The sequence below is a fragment of the Flectobacillus longus genome, assembly GCF_030056705.1.
Taxonomy (GTDB): Bacteria; Bacteroidota; Bacteroidia; order Cytophagales; family Spirosomataceae; genus Flectobacillus; species Flectobacillus longus.
In genome coordinates this window covers 23,814-43,095 of sequence record NZ_JASHIC010000004.1, presented here as the reverse complement: position 1 = coordinate 43,095, position 19,282 = coordinate 23,814, and the positions used below count along the sequence as shown (strand labels likewise).

Genomic DNA, 19,282 nt, shown 5'->3' with positions numbered 1-19,282 from the left:
AGTGCTAGTTTCTGCAAACTACAAGCTTATTATAAACTAAGGCGCTGACGTACTGCTTCGTACAATACAACACCATTGGCTACAGACACATTGAGTGAGCCCACACGACCAGCCATCGGAATACTTGCTAGTTCATCGGCCGCTTTTAATAATTCGTCTGAAATACCATCCTCTTCAGAGCCCATGATAATGGCTGTCGGAATAGTCATGTCTACTTCATATAAGTTTTTTGAAACTTTTTCTGTACACCCCACCACCTGAATACCTGATTCTTGTAGATATTTTACAGTTTGGGCTAAACTTTCTTCGCGACAAACTGGTAAAAAGTTTAACGCCCCAGAAGACGTTTTCATGGCATCAGCATTGATTTGTGCAGCTCCTTTTGTAGGAAGCACGATAGCATGAACACCTGTACACTCGGCAGTACGAGCAATCGCACCAAAGTTGCGTACATCAGTTACTCTATCCAAAATTAAAAGGAGAGGAGTTTCACCTTTTTCGTAAATACCTGCTACTACGTTATCTAATTTTGCATAGTTGATTGCTGATACAAAAGCAATTACACCTTGGTGGTTTTTGCGAGTAACACGATCTAATTTTTCTGTAGGAACTTTTTGAACAGGAATACCACGAAGACGAGCAAACTCTAAAACTTCAATAGAACCTAATTCTCTTTGGACTAAAATCTTGTCGATTTCTTTTCCTGAGCGCAGTGTCTCTAATACCGATTGAACCCCAAAAACAATATCTTTATTGTCGGGTCTTGGTGCATGATTAAAATATTTGAAGGGTTTTTTAGGCCCATCAGATTTTTGTTCGAATGACATTTTTTATGAATGTAAATTTAGCACAAGGCTATGTTTGGTATTAACAATCAGATAGATACCTATTTAGGGTTCTCTCGTTTTGTTAATGAAAAATTTTAACAAAGTTCGTAAAGTTTTTGGCAGTAACCAAAAACTACCTCATTCTTATCTGAAAGCTCCTTAAAAATGATAGAATTCTATTGACTGTTAAATGCTATTTTGGGAGTTTTATATTTAGCTGCAAGCAAAAAAACAGGCTTTATATAAAATATCATTTTATATAAAGCCTAAAATATACTTTTTGTTCAAGATTTTTATGGAGTAAAATACCTTTGTCTATGATAGTTTTTGCCATAAAAAACTACCTTGATGAGCATCTAATTATTTCACTACAACGTCTCCGTTACGCCATTGGTCAACCGTTGGATACCAAATGGACTGATATTCGGCGTAGCGTTGTAATTCATAATGGTCTTCTGTAAATTGGTTAGCTCGTCTGTTAAAAGTAAAATTTACCTCCGAATACTGGCTATTACGAGTATATGTCCAAATTTCTTTATCCTTAGTACGTACTATCTTTGATGGGTCTCCCATGATTATCCAAACCATTCCCTTGTCTGTTTTCCAACCTTCTTTGTAGGTACTAAACATTTTGTTGGCTTGCTCTACTCGTTGATAAAATGCCTTAATCGTGCGTTTAGCATTATTTTGATTACCTTGAGTCACATTCAACCAATAGTTATCGAGCGCTTTTTTGGGTTCTCTCGAACCATAAAGATCGGCCGTTTCAGTAGTGGTACTCATATAAATGAGTGGGCGAGCCAGCTTTTCAGGGCGTGTCAATTTGGGATAACGCTTATCTACAACCATTAATCCGATACCGAAAGCTTCGGATGTATCCTTGGTCATGTAATACAAAGATTCTGTATCAAATTTGATGATTTTATTCGACTGAAGTGTGTAAACAGAGTCAGTGTATAAGCTTTTTTGAGGTACGCGCTGACCTGTAGCCATTGGTGAAAGGGCTGGGTCAAACTCGTATTTATAGCGCATCGTTTTGAATGCCGTCATTTTGCTATCTAAGCTTTTTAGGATTACTGAATCGCCAGCAGTTACGAAGCTTTGTAGGATAGGTACAGTTCCTGTTTTATCAAAAAACATATAGTAATCTCCTACTTTGCCAGACTGGAACCTCACAAAACAGTCATTGATTGTTTTATTATTGCTACGATTGTCTCTGATTTCGGTCAAAACAACGCCTGTGTACAAATCTTTGGGCTTCGGAACATCAAATGAAGCAATATACCACCCTTTATCTTCAAGCAATGTATTTATCGAAAAATTGACATTACCACTAACCAAGGCTTGTTTTGTGCTATTGTATTCAGCAAATAACTGATAATTTACCACCACTTCACGACTTACCTCTGCAAGGGTAGTGGGGCGGTCTAAAAAGAATGTTACATATACTCTGATGTTATTACCATTGTCCAAAAACTTACTTTTGGTAAGAATTCGTTGTAAAGGAACTCTATTCTCTTGGTTATTGGCAGTTGATTTTACAGATGGATTGGTAGCAGTACATCCACTCAATAAAACTAATACGGCGAATAGGTAAAATAATTGTTTCATAGTAATTCTAAATGAGTAAGCTCGTTTTTCAACCTACAATTTGTAGGAAATGTTCAAAAAATCAGTGTAAAAAAGCTTGACGAGTAAAAACGATAATATCATTTTGAATGATAATTGCTCAGAATTTTACCAAACCGAAACTTATTTCAGATAAATAACGAACCAATTTAAGGAGTATTTTTCTGATGTCAAGCAAAAGCGGTAATTTTGAAAAAAAATACAAAGACTCCAAGTGCCAAAGCGTGGGAACACACACTTTATTGACAAATTGGATTTTACTCAAGAATACAATGTATAAAACTACAGAAATCGCTTCCTCTGAAATTGTATCAGACAATCCTGTTCATCAGCGTTTGTTATTCCCCTATATCGAAGCCGCTAAAATGGTCTCAGGCGACTTGTTAGAAATCGGTTGTGGAACTGGCCGTGGAGTGGCAGTATTAGCTCCTTCGGTAACAAACTACACGGGTGTCGACAAAAACGAACCTTTGATGACTAAGCTAACGGCCGAATATCCGAGCTTCAAATTCATCGATATGTTTTTGCCTCCACTCAAAGGTATTGCTGATAATACATTTGATTATATTGTGACTTTTCAAGTAATCGAGCATATCGAAGACGATTTGGCGTTTATCAAAGAAGCACATCGTGTACTAAAACCAGGAGGAAAGTTGATTTTGACCACGGTAAACCGTAAGTATTCATTGAGTCGTAATCCTTGGCACGTAAGAGAATACCTTGCAGATGAATTGAAAAACTTAATCTTGAAAGTATTCCCTACTATCCAAACCAGAGGTATTCATGGCAATCCTAAGGTAATGGCTTATTATGAAGAAAATAAACGCTCTGTTGAGAAAATTACAAGATTCGATATTTTCAACCTACAATATCGCTTACCAAGATGGATGTTGCAAATACCTTATGATATTGCCAACCGTATGAGCCGTGATATTATTCAGAAAAGTGACGGTAAATTAGTGTCAGATATTACTTGGCAAGACTACTTTATCAATGACGATGCAGAAAACTGTTTCGACTTTTTCTATATCGCCACAAAATAAGTAGGAGTGCTAAATTATGATTTAGTGGAGTACGAAGGATTTCCAACAATTTCAGATTTGGGATTTCTGATTTCGGAAATAAAGCAAAATGCCTTTATTTTTACAAAATATAGAAGCTTACACTTCCGAAATCCAGCATCCGATATCCGAAATGGATGGGTATTACGTTCCTTCTTATACTACTAATTCTCAACTCATAATTCAGCACTAGTGCTCACGTACCTTCATCATGAAGTTAAATTTAGTTTAGAATGGATTTTCTTCCTCAAAATATTAATGACTATTCAGAACAGCATACTTCGCCAGAAAGTGATTTGTTGAAAAAACTGAATAGAGATACACACGTCAAAATCTTACAACCTCGTATGCTCTCTGGGCATTTGCAAGGACGCTATTTAGCGGAGGTAAGTTATATGATGCGCCCACGTCGTATCCTTGAAATCGGTACTTATACAGGCTATTCGGCACTTTGTTTGGCGGAGGGTTTGGCAGATGATGGCAAAATTATTACCATCGATGTAAATGAAGAGTTAGAAACATTTACTCGTAGTTTTTTTGACGAATCTCCTTATGCTGATAAAATTGATTATCGTATTGGTGATGCAGGTGAAATTATTCCAACCCTCGACGAAGTGTTTGACTTGGTATTTATTGATGCCGATAAAATGAACTATACCAAATACTATAATTTAGTTTTTGATAAAGTTCGTAAAGGTGGATATATTCTCTCTGACAATGTTTTGTGGAGTGGAAAAGTTGCCAATGTGGAAGAAGGAAAGAAGATAGATAAGGATACAAAAAACTTATTGGATTTCAACAAGATGTGTCAAGATGATCCAAGAACAGAAAATATCTTATTACCATTGAGAGACGGTATTATGATTTCTAGAAAATTGTAACTCATAAAATTATCATCATAAACATGAGTCATCCCTAATTTAGCGATTGAATGAATGAGTGATTAATTTAAAATTTGTATTGTGGCAGTAGAGACGCAATGATTGCGTCTTAAGCTGAGTAAAATCTAGCATAGTAGCATCAAAAAAAGCGGTCGGAAAATATTTTCCGACCGCTTTTTGATGAAAACTTAGAGAATAACCCCAATCTTAAAATTCGGGATGACTCATGTTTATGATTTAAGCCATAAGTGAAAATGTTTTCATTTTTTCATAAGAAACACATCTAGACTTTTAGTCTACGGCATAAAACTCAATGCCTAAAGTGGGTGAGCCCACTTATTTATTTGACTTTCAATTTTTGCCCCGCGGATATAGATGGACTTGATAAACCATTCATCTTCAAAAATTGAGGAACCGACAAACCATACATTTGTGAAATACGGAAAGCCGTTTCTCCTGCTTTTACAGTATGATATTTTGTTTCAGATTGAGGGTTATCATTCTGATAGCGAACAGGTTCATTATTCACAGTAGAAGTATAAGTACTGCTTCCTGCACCTTCACTTGGTAAATGCGCAAATTCTCCTGGAATAGAAAGCTCTTGTCCTACTTCAACGTTGTTTGATGGTAGGCTATTCCAGTTACGAAGGTTTTCGGCACTAACATTATAGAATTGAGCAATACGAAAAAGTGTTTCTCCTTTTTGTACAGTATGAACAATTTTAAAAATGGGCTTATTGGTTGATCTTGAAAATATCGAGTTGTTGCTATTTTCTGGAGTTTTTGTCTGAGAATTAACTTTTTCTGGATTATTGCTATTAGACTCATCAATCATTGATGGTTTAGGCTTTTTGTTATCGTTTGGAATAACATTTTCTTTGTTGCCAATCAAAGCATCAGAACCGCCATTTTTATATACTTTCAAATCTTGCCCAACACGCAAAGTTACACTCGCATCTATATCATTTAATTGATACAAATCTGCTACAGACATGTTATACAAACGAGCTATACTATAATAAGTCTGTTTAGCTTCAACACGGTGCGAGCTAATACTCAAGTTTTTCTTTGAGTCATTTACATCACTAGGAACGCTAGGAGGCGTTGGATTCGTAGGTTTTGTATTTGTTGTTGGATACACAGGATCCAAAGGGTCATTTGGCTCTTTCTTACTATTATTGGGTGGTGTTACGGGAACATCAGCTGGTTTTGTGGAATTTCCTGGGTTTACAAGAATAGGAGGAGGCATTTTGTCTACACCACTGTTACTGCTGTTATCTGGTTTTGTGGTTTCTTTAGGAGGTGTAGGTATCGTATTTTTATTTGAATCTTTAGGAGGTTGAGGTTGTTCTCCTTCAGTGCTAATCTGAATATCATCTCTTTCAGAACGGGTATCAATCAGATACAATAATCGTCCTTTCTGTAATCTTTGAATTGTTGTAATACGATTTTTTTCTTTTAGGTCGTCAAGATTGATACCATACATTTGCGAAATTTGCCAAAGTGATTCATTGCCACGAACTGTATGGAATGCCACTTGTGCTTTGCGGTCTTTTTTACGCAAGTAATACACCTGATTAGGAATAATACGCTCATTATCTTCCAAATCATTATATTTCAAAAATTTCTTTAAACTAATATCTCCGCGCTCAGCTATTTTTTCGGGAGTATCTCCCTCCAATGCTAAAATTCCTTTTTTACCATTGATTTCATAATAAATAGGCTCATTGGGATTAGTGTTTGCTGGCGAAAGTCTTTTTAGTACTGGAAAACCAACATCTGGAGTAGTATCTGGACCATTAGTATTGCTATTAGTATGGCTACTCGACGAGTTATTGTTATCGCTATCTACAATAGTGGTTAATTCCTGATACTTCATGGGATCTACTATCAAATAAAGAGTATAGTCTTTGTCGTCAGGAATAGATTTTGATGTAAGCCAAGAGTTAGAAAGCTCTAATTCTTGTGTGCTTACTTTCAGATAAGTAGCTATTTCGTAAAGACTTTTACCTTTTGTCTTGCTATATTCAAACAGTACAGGATTGCTAGTAGGAGGGTTTTGTTTGGCTTTGTTGTACTCTTGGTCAAGCACAAGTTTATGTGCCAAAAAGCGAATGATATACCAATCGGTTTCACCCGTAACGGTAATTTCAGATTTATTGGCCCACTCCATTTCTTTGGCTTTTCTAAAACTTGTATAACCGAGGCGGTACGACAGGATACTTGCTACCCAGTTACCCAATAAATCTTTATGTTTTTTGAAATAACTACAAGCTGCTTTGGTCGAAGCCATCAAGTGCTTACGTTCGTCAACTACAGCATCTACTCGTAGATTAAAATCTCTGGCAGTTTCTTTCTTGAATTGCCAGTAGCCAATTGCATCCGAAGTAGAACGTGCATCAGGACTCAAGAAACTTTCTTGAACACATAGATATTTTATTTCGTCAGGAACCCTTTCTTCTTGTAAAATGCGCTCAATCGCAGGCAAATAAGTAAGCATTCGACTGACCATTCTATTCAAATAGTTGGGACTAATCGTAAGAGGGCTAATCTCATTTTGAATTTTGGTTCGTGCATCATCAGTAATTTTTACGTTAACTGAGCCAATGAGCATACTTGACGGAACATCTTGAGCCATTAACAGACTCGGAAAGAAAACTACAAGTAATGTTAGGTAGCGATATAATTTCATGAACTTTTAAAGAAAAGTAAGATATATTTTGTGCAACAATTTTTAATTCTACTACGGTACTTTAGTGCAAATGTCAGGGCCAAGCGATTTCTATAAAGTTTTGTTTCTTAGACTTTCAACAGTCTTTATGTACAGATATACTTTGAATGACTCAAACTGAAGGTGAAAATACTTACTTACTAAACACCTTTTAAGGAAAATGATAACGAGTCAAATGATGATAGGTCTATTACTCAATTTATCTAGAAGTAGTCCATTTGTAGGTGAGTTTCACCATTCTGATATAGCCTAAATCAAAACAAATTGTACAGGTGCAAATAAGAAAGTAATTTTTTATATCTCAAAAAGCAAACTCAATTAGAGTGCCAAATTGTAAAAGTATTTAAAAATTACTTTAATTTCGCTAGATTTTTATTGAGTAGCGCATTTTATTTGGTGCACTTCCCCAAATTTAACGAATATACTATAGGATTATGATTTTAATTGAGAATACGGTCATTAGTGACGATATAGCCGAAAAATTTTTTGTGTGTGACCTACTCAAATGTAGAGGTGCGTGTTGTGTAGAAGGTGACTTAGGTGCACCACTTGAAGATGACGAACTGCCTATTATGGACGAAATATTGGAATCAGTAAAACCCTATTTATCTCCAGAAGGATTAGCCGTTATCGAAAAAGAAGGTACTTATGTAAAAGATTGGGAGGGTGATTTTTCAACGCCCGTAATCGAAGGACGCGAATGTGCCTTTGCTTTGTATGATGATAAAGGAATTTTGAAATGTGGTATTGAACAGGCATATTTCGACGGTAAAATTTCATGGAGAAAACCTATCTCTTGCCATTTGTATCCTATTCGTATTTCTAAATACGACCAATATGATGCCTTAAATTATGACCGTTGGCATATTTGCTCAGATGCTTGCTCACATGGCGAACAATTGGGAGTGGAGCTTTATAAATTTTTGAAAGAACCCCTGATTCGTAAATATGGCGAGGCTTGGTATCAGGAATTGTTAGAAGAAATCAAAGACCGTCAGGAAGAATAATGGCTACCGATAAGGCAAGTATATTTGAGGATGTGTATGCTGTAGTGCGTCTAATTCCTCAGGGCCGAGTGACTAGCTACGGTGCCATTGCTAATTTTTTAGGAAAAAAGAGTGGGGCTAGGCTAGTAGGTTGGGCTATGAATGCTTGTCATGCCGACCCTTCCATTCCTGCGCACCGTGTAGTCAATAGCACAGGTATGCTCACAGGCAAAGGTTTTTTTGGAGGCAATCGTATGCAAGAATTATTGGAGGCAGAAGGCCTTGTAATAAAGAATGATAAGATTGTTGATTTTAAAAAATATTTGTGGATTCCTTCAGAAGAGTTATTATAGTACAACAAGTACAGAAGAGATACAAAAAAGGCTAACCCGATGGTTAGCCTTTTTTGATTAGCCTCTAGGGCTCATTTGATAAGTAATACTAATGTTTTGTGTATTTTCATCAACAATGCCGGCGAAAAAACCTGCGAATACTGCGGCGGTCGGAATATCAATCTCATCGAGTTTTTGAATATCCCAATTTACTTTGCGGGCGTTTACACTCAAATGGAGCACCAAAGTTTTAGTATCGGTTTTCAAAATATCCCAAAATACTTCTTTGTTATCTTCCAACACCATCTTCAATTTAGTGTTGTTGTCCACGAGTTTCCACTTTCCTTCGTGTTGGTCGCCTCCTTCATCTGTATGAACTACAGTTCCGTTTGGCGATAACTTGAAACTTTCTTTCGAATAGTCACGCAAATTTGCTACTTCTCCTCTTTGGTAAAGCATATCCTTTTTGGAATCTGCTTGATAGTTTACCTTGTTGATTGTCCAAGTCTTAGACAATTGATGGGTCAATTCATCTCCTTCTAATAGTTCCGAAATGAGAGATTGACTGTCCTGAGAAGAAAGGTCGTGTTGTTTCTGTTTGACTTTACAAGCAGAAACAAGCATGCTAATCATAGCGAAAAACATGCAGAGTAAAAGCGTCTTTCTCATACAATATATGGTTGTTTAAGTAGAGCAAAAAGCCTCTTTCGGCCTGATGCGAGACTACTGCACCTTCCCGTATTCAAGTAGTAGTCATTCTTGAATATTCATTGTGCTTAAAATATAAGATAGCACAAAAAACAGTCATTCGAGTCCAAGCTTATGCGGAGTCTTGGCGAATGAAAGCGAATACCTTAATTGTGATTAGGTTTTGGATTATTTTGTGAAAATGTTCGTATCCGAATAAGCTGGATAAATGATGTGTATTTAAGTAAGAAGCTGTTTTACAGTTGTTTAAATTTGACGTGTGAAATTTAGATTCAAAGAACGTTTTTGGACATTTTCACAAGAGTGTATGCAAAGGTAATACATTTTTTATCACTTTTCCAAACCGTTTAATAAAGTCAGTATTTAGCCAAGAGGACAAAGCAATAGCATTTAAGATAAGCTAAAAAATAGAAAAACGGGTAAAAATGTTTTTTTAAAACACCCATTACCCGTTTTAAGTTTGATAATATTTGGTCTTCCCTAAAGATTCGAGATATATTGTTTGCCGCCCAATCCTCGCATTTGTCTTACAATAAAATTGGTTCTTCGTTGAACATAACTCGAAGGTCTTTTGATAGAAAAACGATTCGGACTAGGCAGTACTGCCGCTATACGTGCAGCTTCGGCACGTGTAAGCGCCTTGGCCGAATGCCCATAATATTTGAGCGAAGCCGCTTCAACACCAAAAGTCATTTTGCCTGTTTCGGCAACATTTAGATATACTTCGAGGATACGCTCTTTGCCCCAAATTAGTTCGATTAATAGCGTAAAATATGCCTCCAATGCTTTACGTACATAGCTACGACCTTGCCATAAAAATACATTTTTGGCTACTTGCTGCGAAATAGTACTGGCACCTTTGATTTTTTTACCCTTAAAATTATGACGAAAAGCGCCCCACATGGCATCAAAATCAAAGCCATGATGTTCAGGAAAAAGCTGGTCTTCGGATGCTACAACGGCCAAGGCTACTTCCTTCGAGATATTTTCGTAAGGTTCCCAATCAGAATATATTTCTGAGTCACGCCCATCTGCAATAGCTTCAATTTTGCGATCTAGCATAGTAGGAGTAAACCAAACTGGTACAAATTTGAAAATCAGTACCAATCCCAACGATATACCTAAAAAGTAAAGTATAGCTTTTAAGAAAAGACGTTGTAGGTATTGTGCAAAAGTATGTTCTTCTCTAAATGCTTTATAACGTTGCCACCAGCTAAGTTTGGGCGTGGTTTCTTCCATTGGTTCTTGCTCAGTGATTTTGAATGTATTTTTTCCCATAAAGCAATCTGTATATCAAATGAGGAGTTGATTTGTACGAGTAGATTAGGTTTTTGACATAAGCTGAGAAATACAAATTTACTCAAAAATATCATTGGGTTTGTTATGATTTTAGGAAGTATTTCTAGAAAAAATACAAAATATTGATTTTGAATGATAAAGCGTTTTGTAGCATTTAGCCTAACAATAGTCAGTTAAAAAGATTCTAACAAAATTACGGTCTCGGAGAAATGATATTTTGCTTTATTCTTCCACAAATAAATCTGATGCAATACGGTCGGCAAAAAGTTTTCCTGCCTGCGTGAGTTTGAGCGTATGTTGGTCAATTTCGAGATGACCAGCTTGCAAAATTGGTTGAAGATATATTTCTTGTAAATCTAAAAAAGAGCTACCAAGAATACTATCCAAATAATCAATTTTACATCCCCAAATGGTTCTTAGTCCTGTAAGCAAATATTCATTGATTTGGTCTTCTTTTGAAAGTACCTCTAGCGTTGCAGGAATAAGCCCTGCTTCAATCTGCTTTACGTATTTGGTGTTATTGGCAATGTTGTATTGGCGACTAAATCCGTTAAAACTATGAGCCGATGGACCAATTCCTAGATATTCTTCTTGTTTCCAATAGCTAGTATTATGCTTTGAATAGTGCTGATTTCGGGCAAAATTAGAGATTTCGTATTGTTCATAGCCCATCCTCTCTAGACTTTCGGTCAAAATACTGAACTGTTCTGCCGAAAAATCATCGTCAATATTGGGCATTTTACCTTGTTTAGTCCATTTGCCAAAAACCGTTTGTGGTTCGATTGTAAGACAGTAAGCAGATACGTGCTGTAGGTTGAGTGCTTCAACTTTGGCCAAATCTGAGTATAAAATCTGATGATTTGGCGCTGGAATCGCATAAATCAAGTCAATCGTAATATTATCAATCCCTGTATCTTGTGCTAGTTTGACACAATTTTCGGCTTCCTGCGCATTATGAGCACGGTTCATTTGTTTGAGATGTGGCTCATGAAAAGACTGAATACCAATACTGAGTCGATTAATGCCAAATTTTTTGAAAATAGCTAATTTTTCTACACTAATATCATCAGGATTAGCTTCTAACGTAATTTCTGCTTTTGGTAAAATAGTAAAGGTTTGGTGTAAAGTAGAAAAAATAGCTTCCAAAGACGATTCATCTAAAATAGAAGGCGTGCCTCCACCAAAATACACAGTAGAAATGTTTGAATCTTTGAGGTAGTTTTTTTGTAAACGAATCTCTTGGCAAATCGCTTCAACTACTGTTTCCTTTTGGGATAAAAAAGTACTAAAATGAAAGTCACAATAGTAACAAGCTTGTTTACAAAAAGGAATATGAAGATATATGTGCATATACGTTTGGGAGCAATGTTAAAGCCAATACCGTTGGCGCAAATAAATTACAAAGGTAGGGAGTTTATTCGATAAAGTTTTTGAACTTTTCTAATAGACAAAAGGATAAACTTCTACATAATCGCTATTAAATAAGTAGATTCCTTCAAAATAATTTTAGGTTTCGTTATGAAAAAACTAACTTTGAAGAATCTCAAAACAAATTAATTAATCAGTCTATTCAATTTCGTTAATAATGCAGTTTAAGACAACAACCTTAGAAGGAGTTATCGAATGCTATCCCACTAAATTCGAGGACGAAAGAGGTTTTTTTTTCGAATCATACAATCAAAAACTTTTTGAAGCAAATGGTGTTCCAGGGAATTTTGTTCAAGACAACCACTCTTGGTCAAAGCCCGGTGTAGTTCGTGGTTTGCATTTCCAATATGATCCCTTTGCTCAAGGAAAATTGGTGCGTGTAATTACGGGAAAAGTTATTGATGTTGTGGTCGATATTCGCCGTAATTCTCCTACTTTTGGACAACATGCCAAATTTGAATTGGATTCAAATGTGGGCAATATGTTATTTGTCCCTGCTGGATTCGCACATGGTTTTGTAGCCTTAGAGGAGACGGTATTTTTGTACAAATGTACTGAGTACTGGCACAAAGCTTCTGAATCGGGTATTATTTACAATGATCCTGACCTTGGTATTGATTGGGGCGTCGAAAACCCAATAGTATCTTCAAAAGATTTGGTTTTACCAAGCTTCAAGGATTTGAAATAGTCAAAAAGAAAGTTTTATATAGTGCTTTCTTGCTATTATCTTAAAATTATTCAAAACAAACCCCTCCAATACTATTCGATAGAGTTGGAGGGGTTTGTTTTGAATTGCATAAAATGTTAGGACTATATTATGTATGCAAATTGCTAAATCCAAATTGGTTTTATGAAGTAGCTATGATTCTTCTCCCTTTTACTAAAACTGCTTCAAGTAGCTAATTTTGGCAATGGCGTGATTTTCGACACGTACTCTTTCCATGTATGGATTAAAAGATTGTTGATTGAATACCAGATAGATATATGATAATGGTTGGTATTCCCATGAAAATCTGATATTGTAATTCTGAGAGCTGTTTTCAGAGTTTCTTTGGTAAAATCCAATCAATTGTAACCTTGGATTGAGTGCAAATCTTCCCTCAATCGAGTATAAATCGACATTGGTCGTAGTCTGTTTTTCTCCTACTTTAGAGAAATGGTTTCTGTTAAATCTACCAGATAATGATACGTGAGGCATTGGAGCAAATTGTAATGTTGCATCTGCACCGTCCAAATAACCATTAAAATATGAGCCTCCCGAATAACTTACTTGTAAATTGAGGACTCTTGATGGGTCAGTGCTAGCATATACCTGATGGCGAACATAATTGTACTCGCCCGCACCAATTTTTACACCAAGTGGCTCAAATGACTCTGTTAAATATTGATAAGTTGGGTTGATGCTATATCCCAAATAAGCACCACTCTGTAAATTCAGCCAAATAGGGTAGATTGTCCATACCCTTTCAATCAATTTTCCTGTAGAGGCTTGATGGTAGAACTCTGGAAAAATACTCGGTTCCCAAGCTCGTAGCCATTTTTTGAATGGTAAACGTTTGCCTCTGTACCACCAAAAAATCCCTGGCGTAGTAGCTACTACATCATTACGTGATACAAAGCCCAATTCGGGGTCATAGTCTTTGGTAACTATAGATTGTGTCCACCAAATTTTGAATTGATTATTGACAAAAAAGTATTGCGCATAGGCTGTCATCCCATTTTTTCCTGTAATACTCGACGACGATTGTGATACCAAGGTATTTAAAGAGTGAGTATCCGAAAGTCTAAAAAAAGCATCTACTGTACTTACTAAATTGGTTCCATCTGGGCGATTTTTGAGAGTTAATAACCCACCAACACGGTTTTGTTTACCAAAATTTTCAGAAAAACGGCCTACAAAGAAGTTGGTAGCAGGCGAATCACCAAGTTCTTTTTGACGCATCAAAATAGCTCCAAAATTTCGTTTATCGGAGCGATATACGAGTCTACTTCCAATTTCAATAGGTATAGGGTTTCCTTTATCGTCCAAACCTATACGGCGGCTAAAAAATGGTTGAATACGCATGTTTCCTCCCGATTCGTCAGGGTTTCGGCTAATGCCTACCCCAAAAAGAGAAGCATTTTCAAGAAAAAACTGGCGTCTTTCTGGAAAAAATACCGAAAATCGGCTCACATTATTTACCTGACGGTCGGCATCTGCCTGAGCAAAGTCGGTATTGATAGTTAAGTCAAAAATGGTATTGGTATTGATAGCCCACTTCATTTCGCCACCTACTTTAAAATTAGTTTCTTCGGGTTTCACAGAGGCATCATAGCCCGAATAATGGTCATACGAAGTCAAGAAATAAGGTTGAAAACGAATATTCGAGGTTGGGGGAGGAGGTTTTAGGTTGGTCAATTTTCCCGCATAGTTCATGCGCATAGCCGTAAACGAGCGAGGAAATGCCGATAATGCCGAAACTTCATTGGTTAACCTACGATTTCTGTAAATATTGACCCCCCAGTTTTGAATTGAGTCTGCCGTTTTGGGATAGCGCAAGGTTTGCCAAGGAATAGCTATTTCGGCTACCCAACCCGAATCGCTTCGGCTTGTACGCACACGCCACAATCCGTCCCAGTCCATATCGTAGTACAAATCATCAAAAGATAATAAATCTCTTTGGACACCATAGGCATTAGTCCCTAGCGAAATAGCGTTGCGCTGGTCATTAAAACCATCAAATGACAACATAATCAAATCATGTTGCAAGGCATTAAAATCTCGTTTAAAATCGGTGGCTCTGATGGCCTTTTTCCCTAAAGAATCTTTTGAAATAATGCCAAAATACAAAAAATGGTTGTTGTACAACACTTTTACTTCGGTGTGATGGTTGGGTTGATTACCCTGAAAGGGTTCTATTTGCGTAAAATGAGGTGAACTTGGTGCTAACTTCCATTCTTCGTCATTGAGTACGCCATCGACTTTAAGTTTATGGTGTATCTGAATAGCTTTGAGCTCTTTTTTGATGGAATCTGGTTTGAAAACTTCTGCATCTTGCGCAGTTACCCCAGTCCAAACTAACAAAAGTGGTAGGAGAAATCTTTTCATTAATTATTTAGGATAGTATGTGAGTTGAGATTATACGTTGTAAGAGAGGAATAGAGATTTTTTTATAAATCGCAGATAGTCAATTGATTGTAGGTGTGGTGTTGGCTATGTAATAGGGTTAGACAAAGAGATAGCAATACTTATATCTTCTTTGGCTAACCCTTCAAATAAATCTAAATCGAAAGTTTTTTCATGTATTCAGCGTCATATTTTAAGCTAATCAATGACGATTCAGGATATTCTTCTTGCTCAACCATGAAGTACTTCATACCATTGTCAAGTGCGACTCTAAGCGTTTTTTGCATGTCTACACTACCTTTTCCAAGGTCGTTTTGAACAGGCTTACCATTTTCTTTTTTGTAATCTTTTACATGACAAAGCTCATAGCGCTTTCCATATTTTTTTAAGTGTTCTGCCGTATTTACACCCGCTACATCAATCCAGCACAAATCTAATTCGAACATTACTTTTGAAGGGTCAGTGTTTTCCAATAAATACTCTTGAGGCATTTTGCCATCTAGCAAATGGAAAGAGTAGTCGTGGTTATGATACCCAAATTTCAAGCCAGCTTTATTAACTTGCTCGCCCACTTCGTTAAATTTATCGGCAATGCGCTTCCAATCGTCCCATGTTTTTTGTGCACCTAAGTAAGGACAAAGAATGTATTTCAAGCCAGCTTCTGCTGCCAAATCAATACTTTTTTTCAACTCTTCAGGTTTTTTGATTTCACCTGTATAATTGAAGTGAGTGCTTACCATTTTTACACCAATATCGCCCAAAAATGTTTTGATTTCCTTAGGTGTCATACCCCAAAGAAAACCTTTTGCACCACCATAGCTTTCAAATTGTTTATAGCCCATTTGTGCCAATTGAGTCATGACGCCTTTAGGGTCTTTTGGCAATACATCACGAACGCTGTATAATTGTACACCAAAAGTTTTGATGATTTTGCTATTCGAATTGGCGAATAAGTCTGATGAATTTAGCGCAAATGCTCCAGCGGCAAGTAGGCCAGATTGCTTAAGAAAATTTCTTCTTTGCATGAGTTTGAATATAGTTTAAACGTAAAACAAAACCCCTTCGTGGGGTTTGGGGATAGTCATTTACAAAGTTAGTGACTACAATCTGATTCTTGTCAGTTATTATTGGGGTAACAGCGATTTGTGATGACTGAAGCTCGTATAATTAATATATCTTTAAAAATAATTGTACAAAAACTTAGAACAGAAATCTACAATCTATCAGGGTTTTATTGCTCAAAAACTAAACAAACCTGTAATTTTGTTACTGTAAATGTGTCTTGACACGAACAATTCATAATTTAATATTATCTTTGCATCCAATGCAACGGAAACTTATTCTTTCAAGCCCCCTTTTAGAGATTACTATCAGCCGTCTCTGTCAAGAATTGATCGAGAATCACCAAGATTTTACTGATAGTGTCATCATTGGTTTACAACCAAGAGGTATCTTCTTTGCTAAACGTATTCAAGAAGAATTGTTAAGCATTACAGGCAAAAATATCCCATTAGGACAATTAGATGCGACTTTCTATCGTGACGACTTTCGTCGCCGTGAGCCCCTTAAGCCCAACGCTACTAAAGTACCTTTTTTGATTGAAAATAAGAAAGTTATTTTGGTCGATGACGTGCTAGCTACGGGACGTATGGTGCGTGCAGCTCTGGACGCTATGACTGCGTTTGGTCGCCCCGATAAAGTGGAGCTTTGTGTTTTGATTGACCGTATTTACAACCGTGATTTACCTGTAAAACCTGATTATGTAGGCAAAAAGGTAAACACTATTGATACTGAAAAAGTATTGGTTGAATGGAAAGAACAAGGCCATGAAGCCGATAGAATTTGGTTGATTACAAAATAATCTGATGGCACGATTCCTTTTGAGTCGTGTATTTTTTTGACTTATTTCATCGCATACTGCGTTTTGAGCTATAAATTACCATGCAAAAATTAAGCACTCGCCATCTTTTGGGTATCAAAGACCTAACTCCTGAAGATATCGAACTCATCATGGCCACTGCCACCGAGTTTAAAGAAGTTATCAATCGTCCAATCAAAAAAGTGCCTTCGCTTCGTGATGTGACAATTGCTAATGTATTTTTCGAAAACTCAACTCGTACACGTCTCTCTTTCGAATTAGCAGAAAAACGTCTTTCGGCTGATACTCTCAGTTTTTCGGCAGCAGGTAGTTCTGTAAAAAAAGGAGAAACACTTTTGGATACGGTCAATAATATTTTGGCTATGAAAGTAGACATGATAGTGATGCGTCACGCAAGTCCAGGAGCTCCCCATTATTTGTCTAAGCATATCAGTGCCAATATTGTCAATGCAGGCGATGGTACGCACGAGCACCCAACTCAAGCATTATTAGATTCTTTTTCGATGCGTGAAAAATTGGGTGATTTAGCTGGAAAGAAAATCGCTATTATCGGAGATATTTTACACTCACGTGTGGCATTGTCCAATATTTTTGCCTTAAAAAAACAAGGTGCAGAAGTAATGCTTTGTGGACCTTCTACCTTGATTCCACGACATATTACTGAACTAGGTGTAACAGTTTGCCACGATGTTAAAAAAGCTTTGGCATGGTGCGATGTAGCCAACGTATTGCGTATTCAATTGGAACGCCAACAAATCAAATATTTCCCGTCCTTGCGCGAGTATTCGTTGTACTATGGTATCAACAAAAAAATGTTGGATGAGCTAGATAAAGAAATCGTATTGATGCACCCAGGTCCAATCAACCGTGGGGTCGAACTTACCTCAGATGCCGCTGATTCTCATCATTCTATTATTCTAGATCAAGTAGAAAATGGTGTGGCAGTGCGTATGGCGGTATTGTATTTGTTAGCAGCACAGAACTAAGAAATATTGCTGAATTGTGATTGTAAATTTTAAATAATCAATATCTCAGCAAAAATCCCCCATCAATAACAATTGGTGGGGGATTTTCATTTAGCTTTAGTTTGTCGTGGGTAATTAAAAAAATCAAATTACTGAGATTATGATCACAAAGTATGGAAACATCTTTTATTTACACAATAATTTAGTCAAAACTGAGTAAATTATATTTTTCGATAATCTTAATAGTTCTATCGGCATAATATCTGCCTCCCAAATGATTGTAGCCTTTTGCTCCCAACTGAAATGCAAATTGATAGGCAGCATCATATTTCGAAAATCCCCTATCCAGACGACTATGATAGTCTCGTACAGCTCCTGAATAGTCTCTTTTCCACTGTCCTGTTTTGTGCAAAAAAACTTCTTCTACCAAAAATCTAATACATTCAGAACGTGATTTAAAGGAGCGATACCAATTATCTTTTCTTCTGGCTTCATCATAAATATATTGACCTTGTCCCGCCTGTCCAAGCACTTTTACTTTACCATTGTGTTCGTCTGCTTGTCCTTTAAGTTGAAACCCATCTGCTGAAGGTTTCCACTGTTTGATGCCAAAATAATTATTGGCTATGGTTGCCGTTTTGCTATAACCATAACCACTTTCCAGTGCAGCCATAGCCATAATGACACTAGCAGGCACCCGATATTTGTGTGCAAGAGGGATAACTTCGTTTTGAATGCTGCTAAAAAACGCCCATGCTACTTCGTTGGTTGGCTGCTCGTAAGGATATACATTGGCTAATACTTTATTGTTTTCATCAAAAGGCTCTGAAAAAGAAGGTGTATTAGGATTTGGATACACTACATTAGCTCCTGAAAGTGCTGTAGTAACGCTTCCACTATTAGAACTATAGCTTTTATCTGTTGTACTAGGTGGCAAACCAGCGTTTGTGTATTCATACTTTATTGCTTGAGAAAATGGGTTTTTTCCACCAATTGTTATTTCTCCTTGGATTTCACTTAGAGTATTATTATCAGAAGAAAAACCGACAAACTTCAGTTTCTTGATACTTGCATACACAAATTTGAATCTGAATTCAGCGTGGTTGTTTGAAACGTAAGTAGAACCAAGGCTACTTCCATTGACAAAAACACGAATTCGATGAATATTCAAGCGTGTAGCAAAACTGAAAGACACTTCTTGACCTGTTTTTGCGTATCTAGGATAATACACACTAAAACCCATCGAAGTATCATTAGATTTTGCAGAGATTGAAAGTAAATGAAATATTAGTAAGGACAAATACATTAAGCCCTTGCAACTACTTAATGGCATAAGTAGAAAAAGACTATTTTTTTTCATAACTCGATTAATACTTAGGAAATTGTATCACAAGGCGGTAGCGATTTACTCATCTACAAGTCAATGTGTTACAAATTTTTTCAAAAACCG

16 protein-coding genes are annotated in these 19,282 nt (G+C 36.7%); 7 read left to right on the top strand and 9 right to left on the bottom strand.

Features of this window, described 5'->3' with window-relative positions:
- Positions 1-29: 29 nt before the first annotated feature.
- Both rlmB and QM491_RS03120 read right to left on the bottom strand, forming a co-directional pair.
- Complete coding sequence (gene rlmB, locus QM491_RS03125; protein ID WP_283325784.1) at positions 30-827, bottom strand: 23S rRNA (guanosine(2251)-2'-O)-methyltransferase RlmB; 798 nt, start codon at positions 825-827, stop codon at positions 30-32.
- A 360-nt stretch (positions 828-1,187) separates the two neighbouring features.
- A complete protein-coding gene (locus QM491_RS03120; protein ID WP_283325783.1) occupies positions 1,188-2,438 on the bottom strand; it encodes a GWxTD domain-containing protein in 1,251 nt (416 codons plus the stop codon).
- 290 nt (positions 2,439-2,728) lie between these two features.
- Here QM491_RS03120 and QM491_RS03115 point away from each other — a divergent pair, with 290 nt between their 5' ends.
- Both QM491_RS03115 and QM491_RS03110 read left to right on the top strand, forming a co-directional pair.
- On the top strand, positions 2,729-3,499 hold the full coding sequence (locus QM491_RS03115; protein WP_283325782.1) for a class I SAM-dependent methyltransferase: 771 nt from the start codon (positions 2,729-2,731) through the stop codon (positions 3,497-3,499).
- A gap of 251 nt (positions 3,500-3,750) precedes the next feature.
- Positions 3,751-4,398 (top strand): O-methyltransferase, encoded by a 648-nt coding sequence (locus QM491_RS03110; protein ID WP_283325781.1) that lies wholly within the window; start codon positions 3,751-3,753, stop codon positions 4,396-4,398.
- A 340-nt stretch (positions 4,399-4,738) separates the two neighbouring features.
- Here the strand turns inward: QM491_RS03110 and QM491_RS03105 are convergent, their stop codons facing one another.
- Positions 4,739-7,090 (bottom strand): LysM peptidoglycan-binding domain-containing protein, encoded by a 2,352-nt coding sequence (locus QM491_RS03105; protein ID WP_283325780.1) that lies wholly within the window; start codon positions 7,088-7,090, stop codon positions 4,739-4,741.
- Between the two features lie 473 nt (positions 7,091-7,563).
- Between QM491_RS03105 and QM491_RS03100 the strand changes: the two genes are divergently transcribed.
- Both QM491_RS03100 and QM491_RS03095 read left to right on the top strand, forming a co-directional pair.
- Positions 7,564-8,136 carry a DUF3109 family protein gene (locus QM491_RS03100; RefSeq protein ID WP_283325779.1) on the top strand — a complete coding sequence of 191 codons (573 nt, stop codon included), beginning with the start codon at positions 7,564-7,566 and terminating at the stop codon, positions 8,134-8,136.
- A complete protein-coding gene (locus tag QM491_RS03095) occupies positions 8,136-8,468 on the top strand; it encodes an MGMT family protein (RefSeq protein WP_283325778.1) in 333 nt (110 codons plus the stop codon). The genes QM491_RS03100 and QM491_RS03095 overlap by 1 nt, the downstream gene beginning before the upstream one ends.
- A gap of 57 nt (positions 8,469-8,525) precedes the next feature.
- On the opposite strand, the gene QM491_RS03090 is transcribed toward QM491_RS03095, so the two are convergent.
- The 3 genes from QM491_RS03090 to hemW form a co-directional block, all read right to left on the bottom strand.
- Entirely contained in the window at positions 8,526-9,116 is a 591-nt protein-coding gene (locus QM491_RS03090; protein ID WP_283325777.1) for a hypothetical protein, read from the bottom strand.
- 519 nt (positions 9,117-9,635) lie between these two features.
- A complete protein-coding gene (gene mtgA, locus QM491_RS03085; protein WP_283325776.1) occupies positions 9,636-10,433 on the bottom strand; it encodes a monofunctional biosynthetic peptidoglycan transglycosylase in 798 nt (265 codons plus the stop codon).
- A 243-nt stretch (positions 10,434-10,676) separates the two neighbouring features.
- The gene (gene hemW / locus QM491_RS03080; protein WP_283325775.1) at positions 10,677-11,804 is read right to left on the bottom strand and encodes a radical SAM family heme chaperone HemW; all 1,128 of its coding nucleotides are present in this window, start codon (positions 11,802-11,804) and stop codon (positions 10,677-10,679) included.
- A gap of 235 nt (positions 11,805-12,039) precedes the next feature.
- Here hemW and rfbC point away from each other — a divergent pair, with 235 nt between their 5' ends.
- Entirely contained in the window at positions 12,040-12,570 is a 531-nt protein-coding gene (rfbC, locus tag QM491_RS03075) for a dTDP-4-dehydrorhamnose 3,5-epimerase (RefSeq protein ID WP_283325774.1), read from the top strand.
- 192 nt (positions 12,571-12,762) lie between these two features.
- Here the strand turns inward: rfbC and QM491_RS03070 are convergent, their stop codons facing one another.
- Together QM491_RS03070 and QM491_RS03065 are read right to left on the bottom strand one after the other, a co-directional pair.
- On the bottom strand, positions 12,763-14,970 hold the full coding sequence (locus QM491_RS03070) for a carbohydrate binding family 9 domain-containing protein (RefSeq protein ID WP_283325773.1): 2,208 nt from the start codon (positions 14,968-14,970) through the stop codon (positions 12,763-12,765).
- A 173-nt stretch (positions 14,971-15,143) separates the two neighbouring features.
- A complete protein-coding gene (locus QM491_RS03065) occupies positions 15,144-16,013 on the bottom strand; it encodes a sugar phosphate isomerase/epimerase family protein (protein WP_283325772.1) in 870 nt (289 codons plus the stop codon).
- Positions 16,014-16,312: 299 nt separating this feature from the next.
- Here QM491_RS03065 and pyrR point away from each other — a divergent pair, with 299 nt between their 5' ends.
- Positions 16,313-16,849 (top strand): bifunctional pyr operon transcriptional regulator/uracil phosphoribosyltransferase PyrR, encoded by a 537-nt coding sequence (gene pyrR, locus QM491_RS03060; RefSeq protein WP_095160414.1) that lies wholly within the window; start codon positions 16,313-16,315, stop codon positions 16,847-16,849.
- Positions 16,850-16,929: 80 nt separating this feature from the next.
- Positions 16,930-17,853, top strand: a complete 924-nt coding sequence (locus QM491_RS03055) for an aspartate carbamoyltransferase catalytic subunit (protein ID WP_095160614.1) — start codon at positions 16,930-16,932, stop codon at positions 17,851-17,853.
- 181 nt (positions 17,854-18,034) lie between these two features.
- Here the strand turns inward: QM491_RS03055 and QM491_RS03050 are convergent, their stop codons facing one another.
- The gene (locus QM491_RS03050) at positions 18,035-19,192 is read right to left on the bottom strand and encodes a glucosaminidase domain-containing protein (RefSeq protein WP_283325771.1); all 1,158 of its coding nucleotides are present in this window, start codon (positions 19,190-19,192) and stop codon (positions 18,035-18,037) included.
- Positions 19,193-19,282 lie beyond the last annotated feature (90 nt).

Coding starts and splice junctions, on each gene's coding strand:
- rlmB (WP_283325784.1), bottom strand. CDS start 827: ATGTCATTCGAACAAAAATCTGATGGGCCTAAAAAACCCTTCAAATAT.
- QM491_RS03120 (WP_283325783.1), bottom strand. CDS start 2,438: ATGAAACAATTATTTTACCTATTCGCCGTATTAGTTTTATTGAGTGGA.
- QM491_RS03115 (WP_283325782.1), top strand. CDS start 2,729: ATGTATAAAACTACAGAAATCGCTTCCTCTGAAATTGTATCAGACAAT.
- QM491_RS03110 (WP_283325781.1), top strand. CDS start 3,751: ATGGATTTTCTTCCTCAAAATATTAATGACTATTCAGAACAGCATACT.
- QM491_RS03105 (WP_283325780.1), bottom strand. CDS start 7,090: ATGAAATTATATCGCTACCTAACATTACTTGTAGTTTTCTTTCCGAGT.
- QM491_RS03100 (WP_283325779.1), top strand. CDS start 7,564: ATGATTTTAATTGAGAATACGGTCATTAGTGACGATATAGCCGAAAAA.
- QM491_RS03095 (WP_283325778.1), top strand. CDS start 8,136: ATGGCTACCGATAAGGCAAGTATATTTGAGGATGTGTATGCTGTAGTG.
- QM491_RS03090 (WP_283325777.1), bottom strand. CDS start 9,116: ATGAGAAAGACGCTTTTACTCTGCATGTTTTTCGCTATGATTAGCATG.
- mtgA (WP_283325776.1), bottom strand. CDS start 10,433: ATGGGAAAAAATACATTCAAAATCACTGAGCAAGAACCAATGGAAGAA.
- hemW (WP_283325775.1), bottom strand. CDS start 11,804: ATGCACATATATCTTCATATTCCTTTTTGTAAACAAGCTTGTTACTAT.
- rfbC (WP_283325774.1), top strand. CDS start 12,040: ATGCAGTTTAAGACAACAACCTTAGAAGGAGTTATCGAATGCTATCCC.
- QM491_RS03070 (WP_283325773.1), bottom strand. CDS start 14,970: ATGAAAAGATTTCTCCTACCACTTTTGTTAGTTTGGACTGGGGTAACT.
- QM491_RS03065 (WP_283325772.1), bottom strand. CDS start 16,013: ATGCAAAGAAGAAATTTTCTTAAGCAATCTGGCCTACTTGCCGCTGGA.
- pyrR (WP_095160414.1), top strand. CDS start 16,313: ATGCAACGGAAACTTATTCTTTCAAGCCCCCTTTTAGAGATTACTATC.
- QM491_RS03055 (WP_095160614.1), top strand. CDS start 16,930: ATGCAAAAATTAAGCACTCGCCATCTTTTGGGTATCAAAGACCTAACT.
- QM491_RS03050 (WP_283325771.1), bottom strand. CDS start 19,192: ATGAAAAAAAATAGTCTTTTTCTACTTATGCCATTAAGTAGTTGCAAG.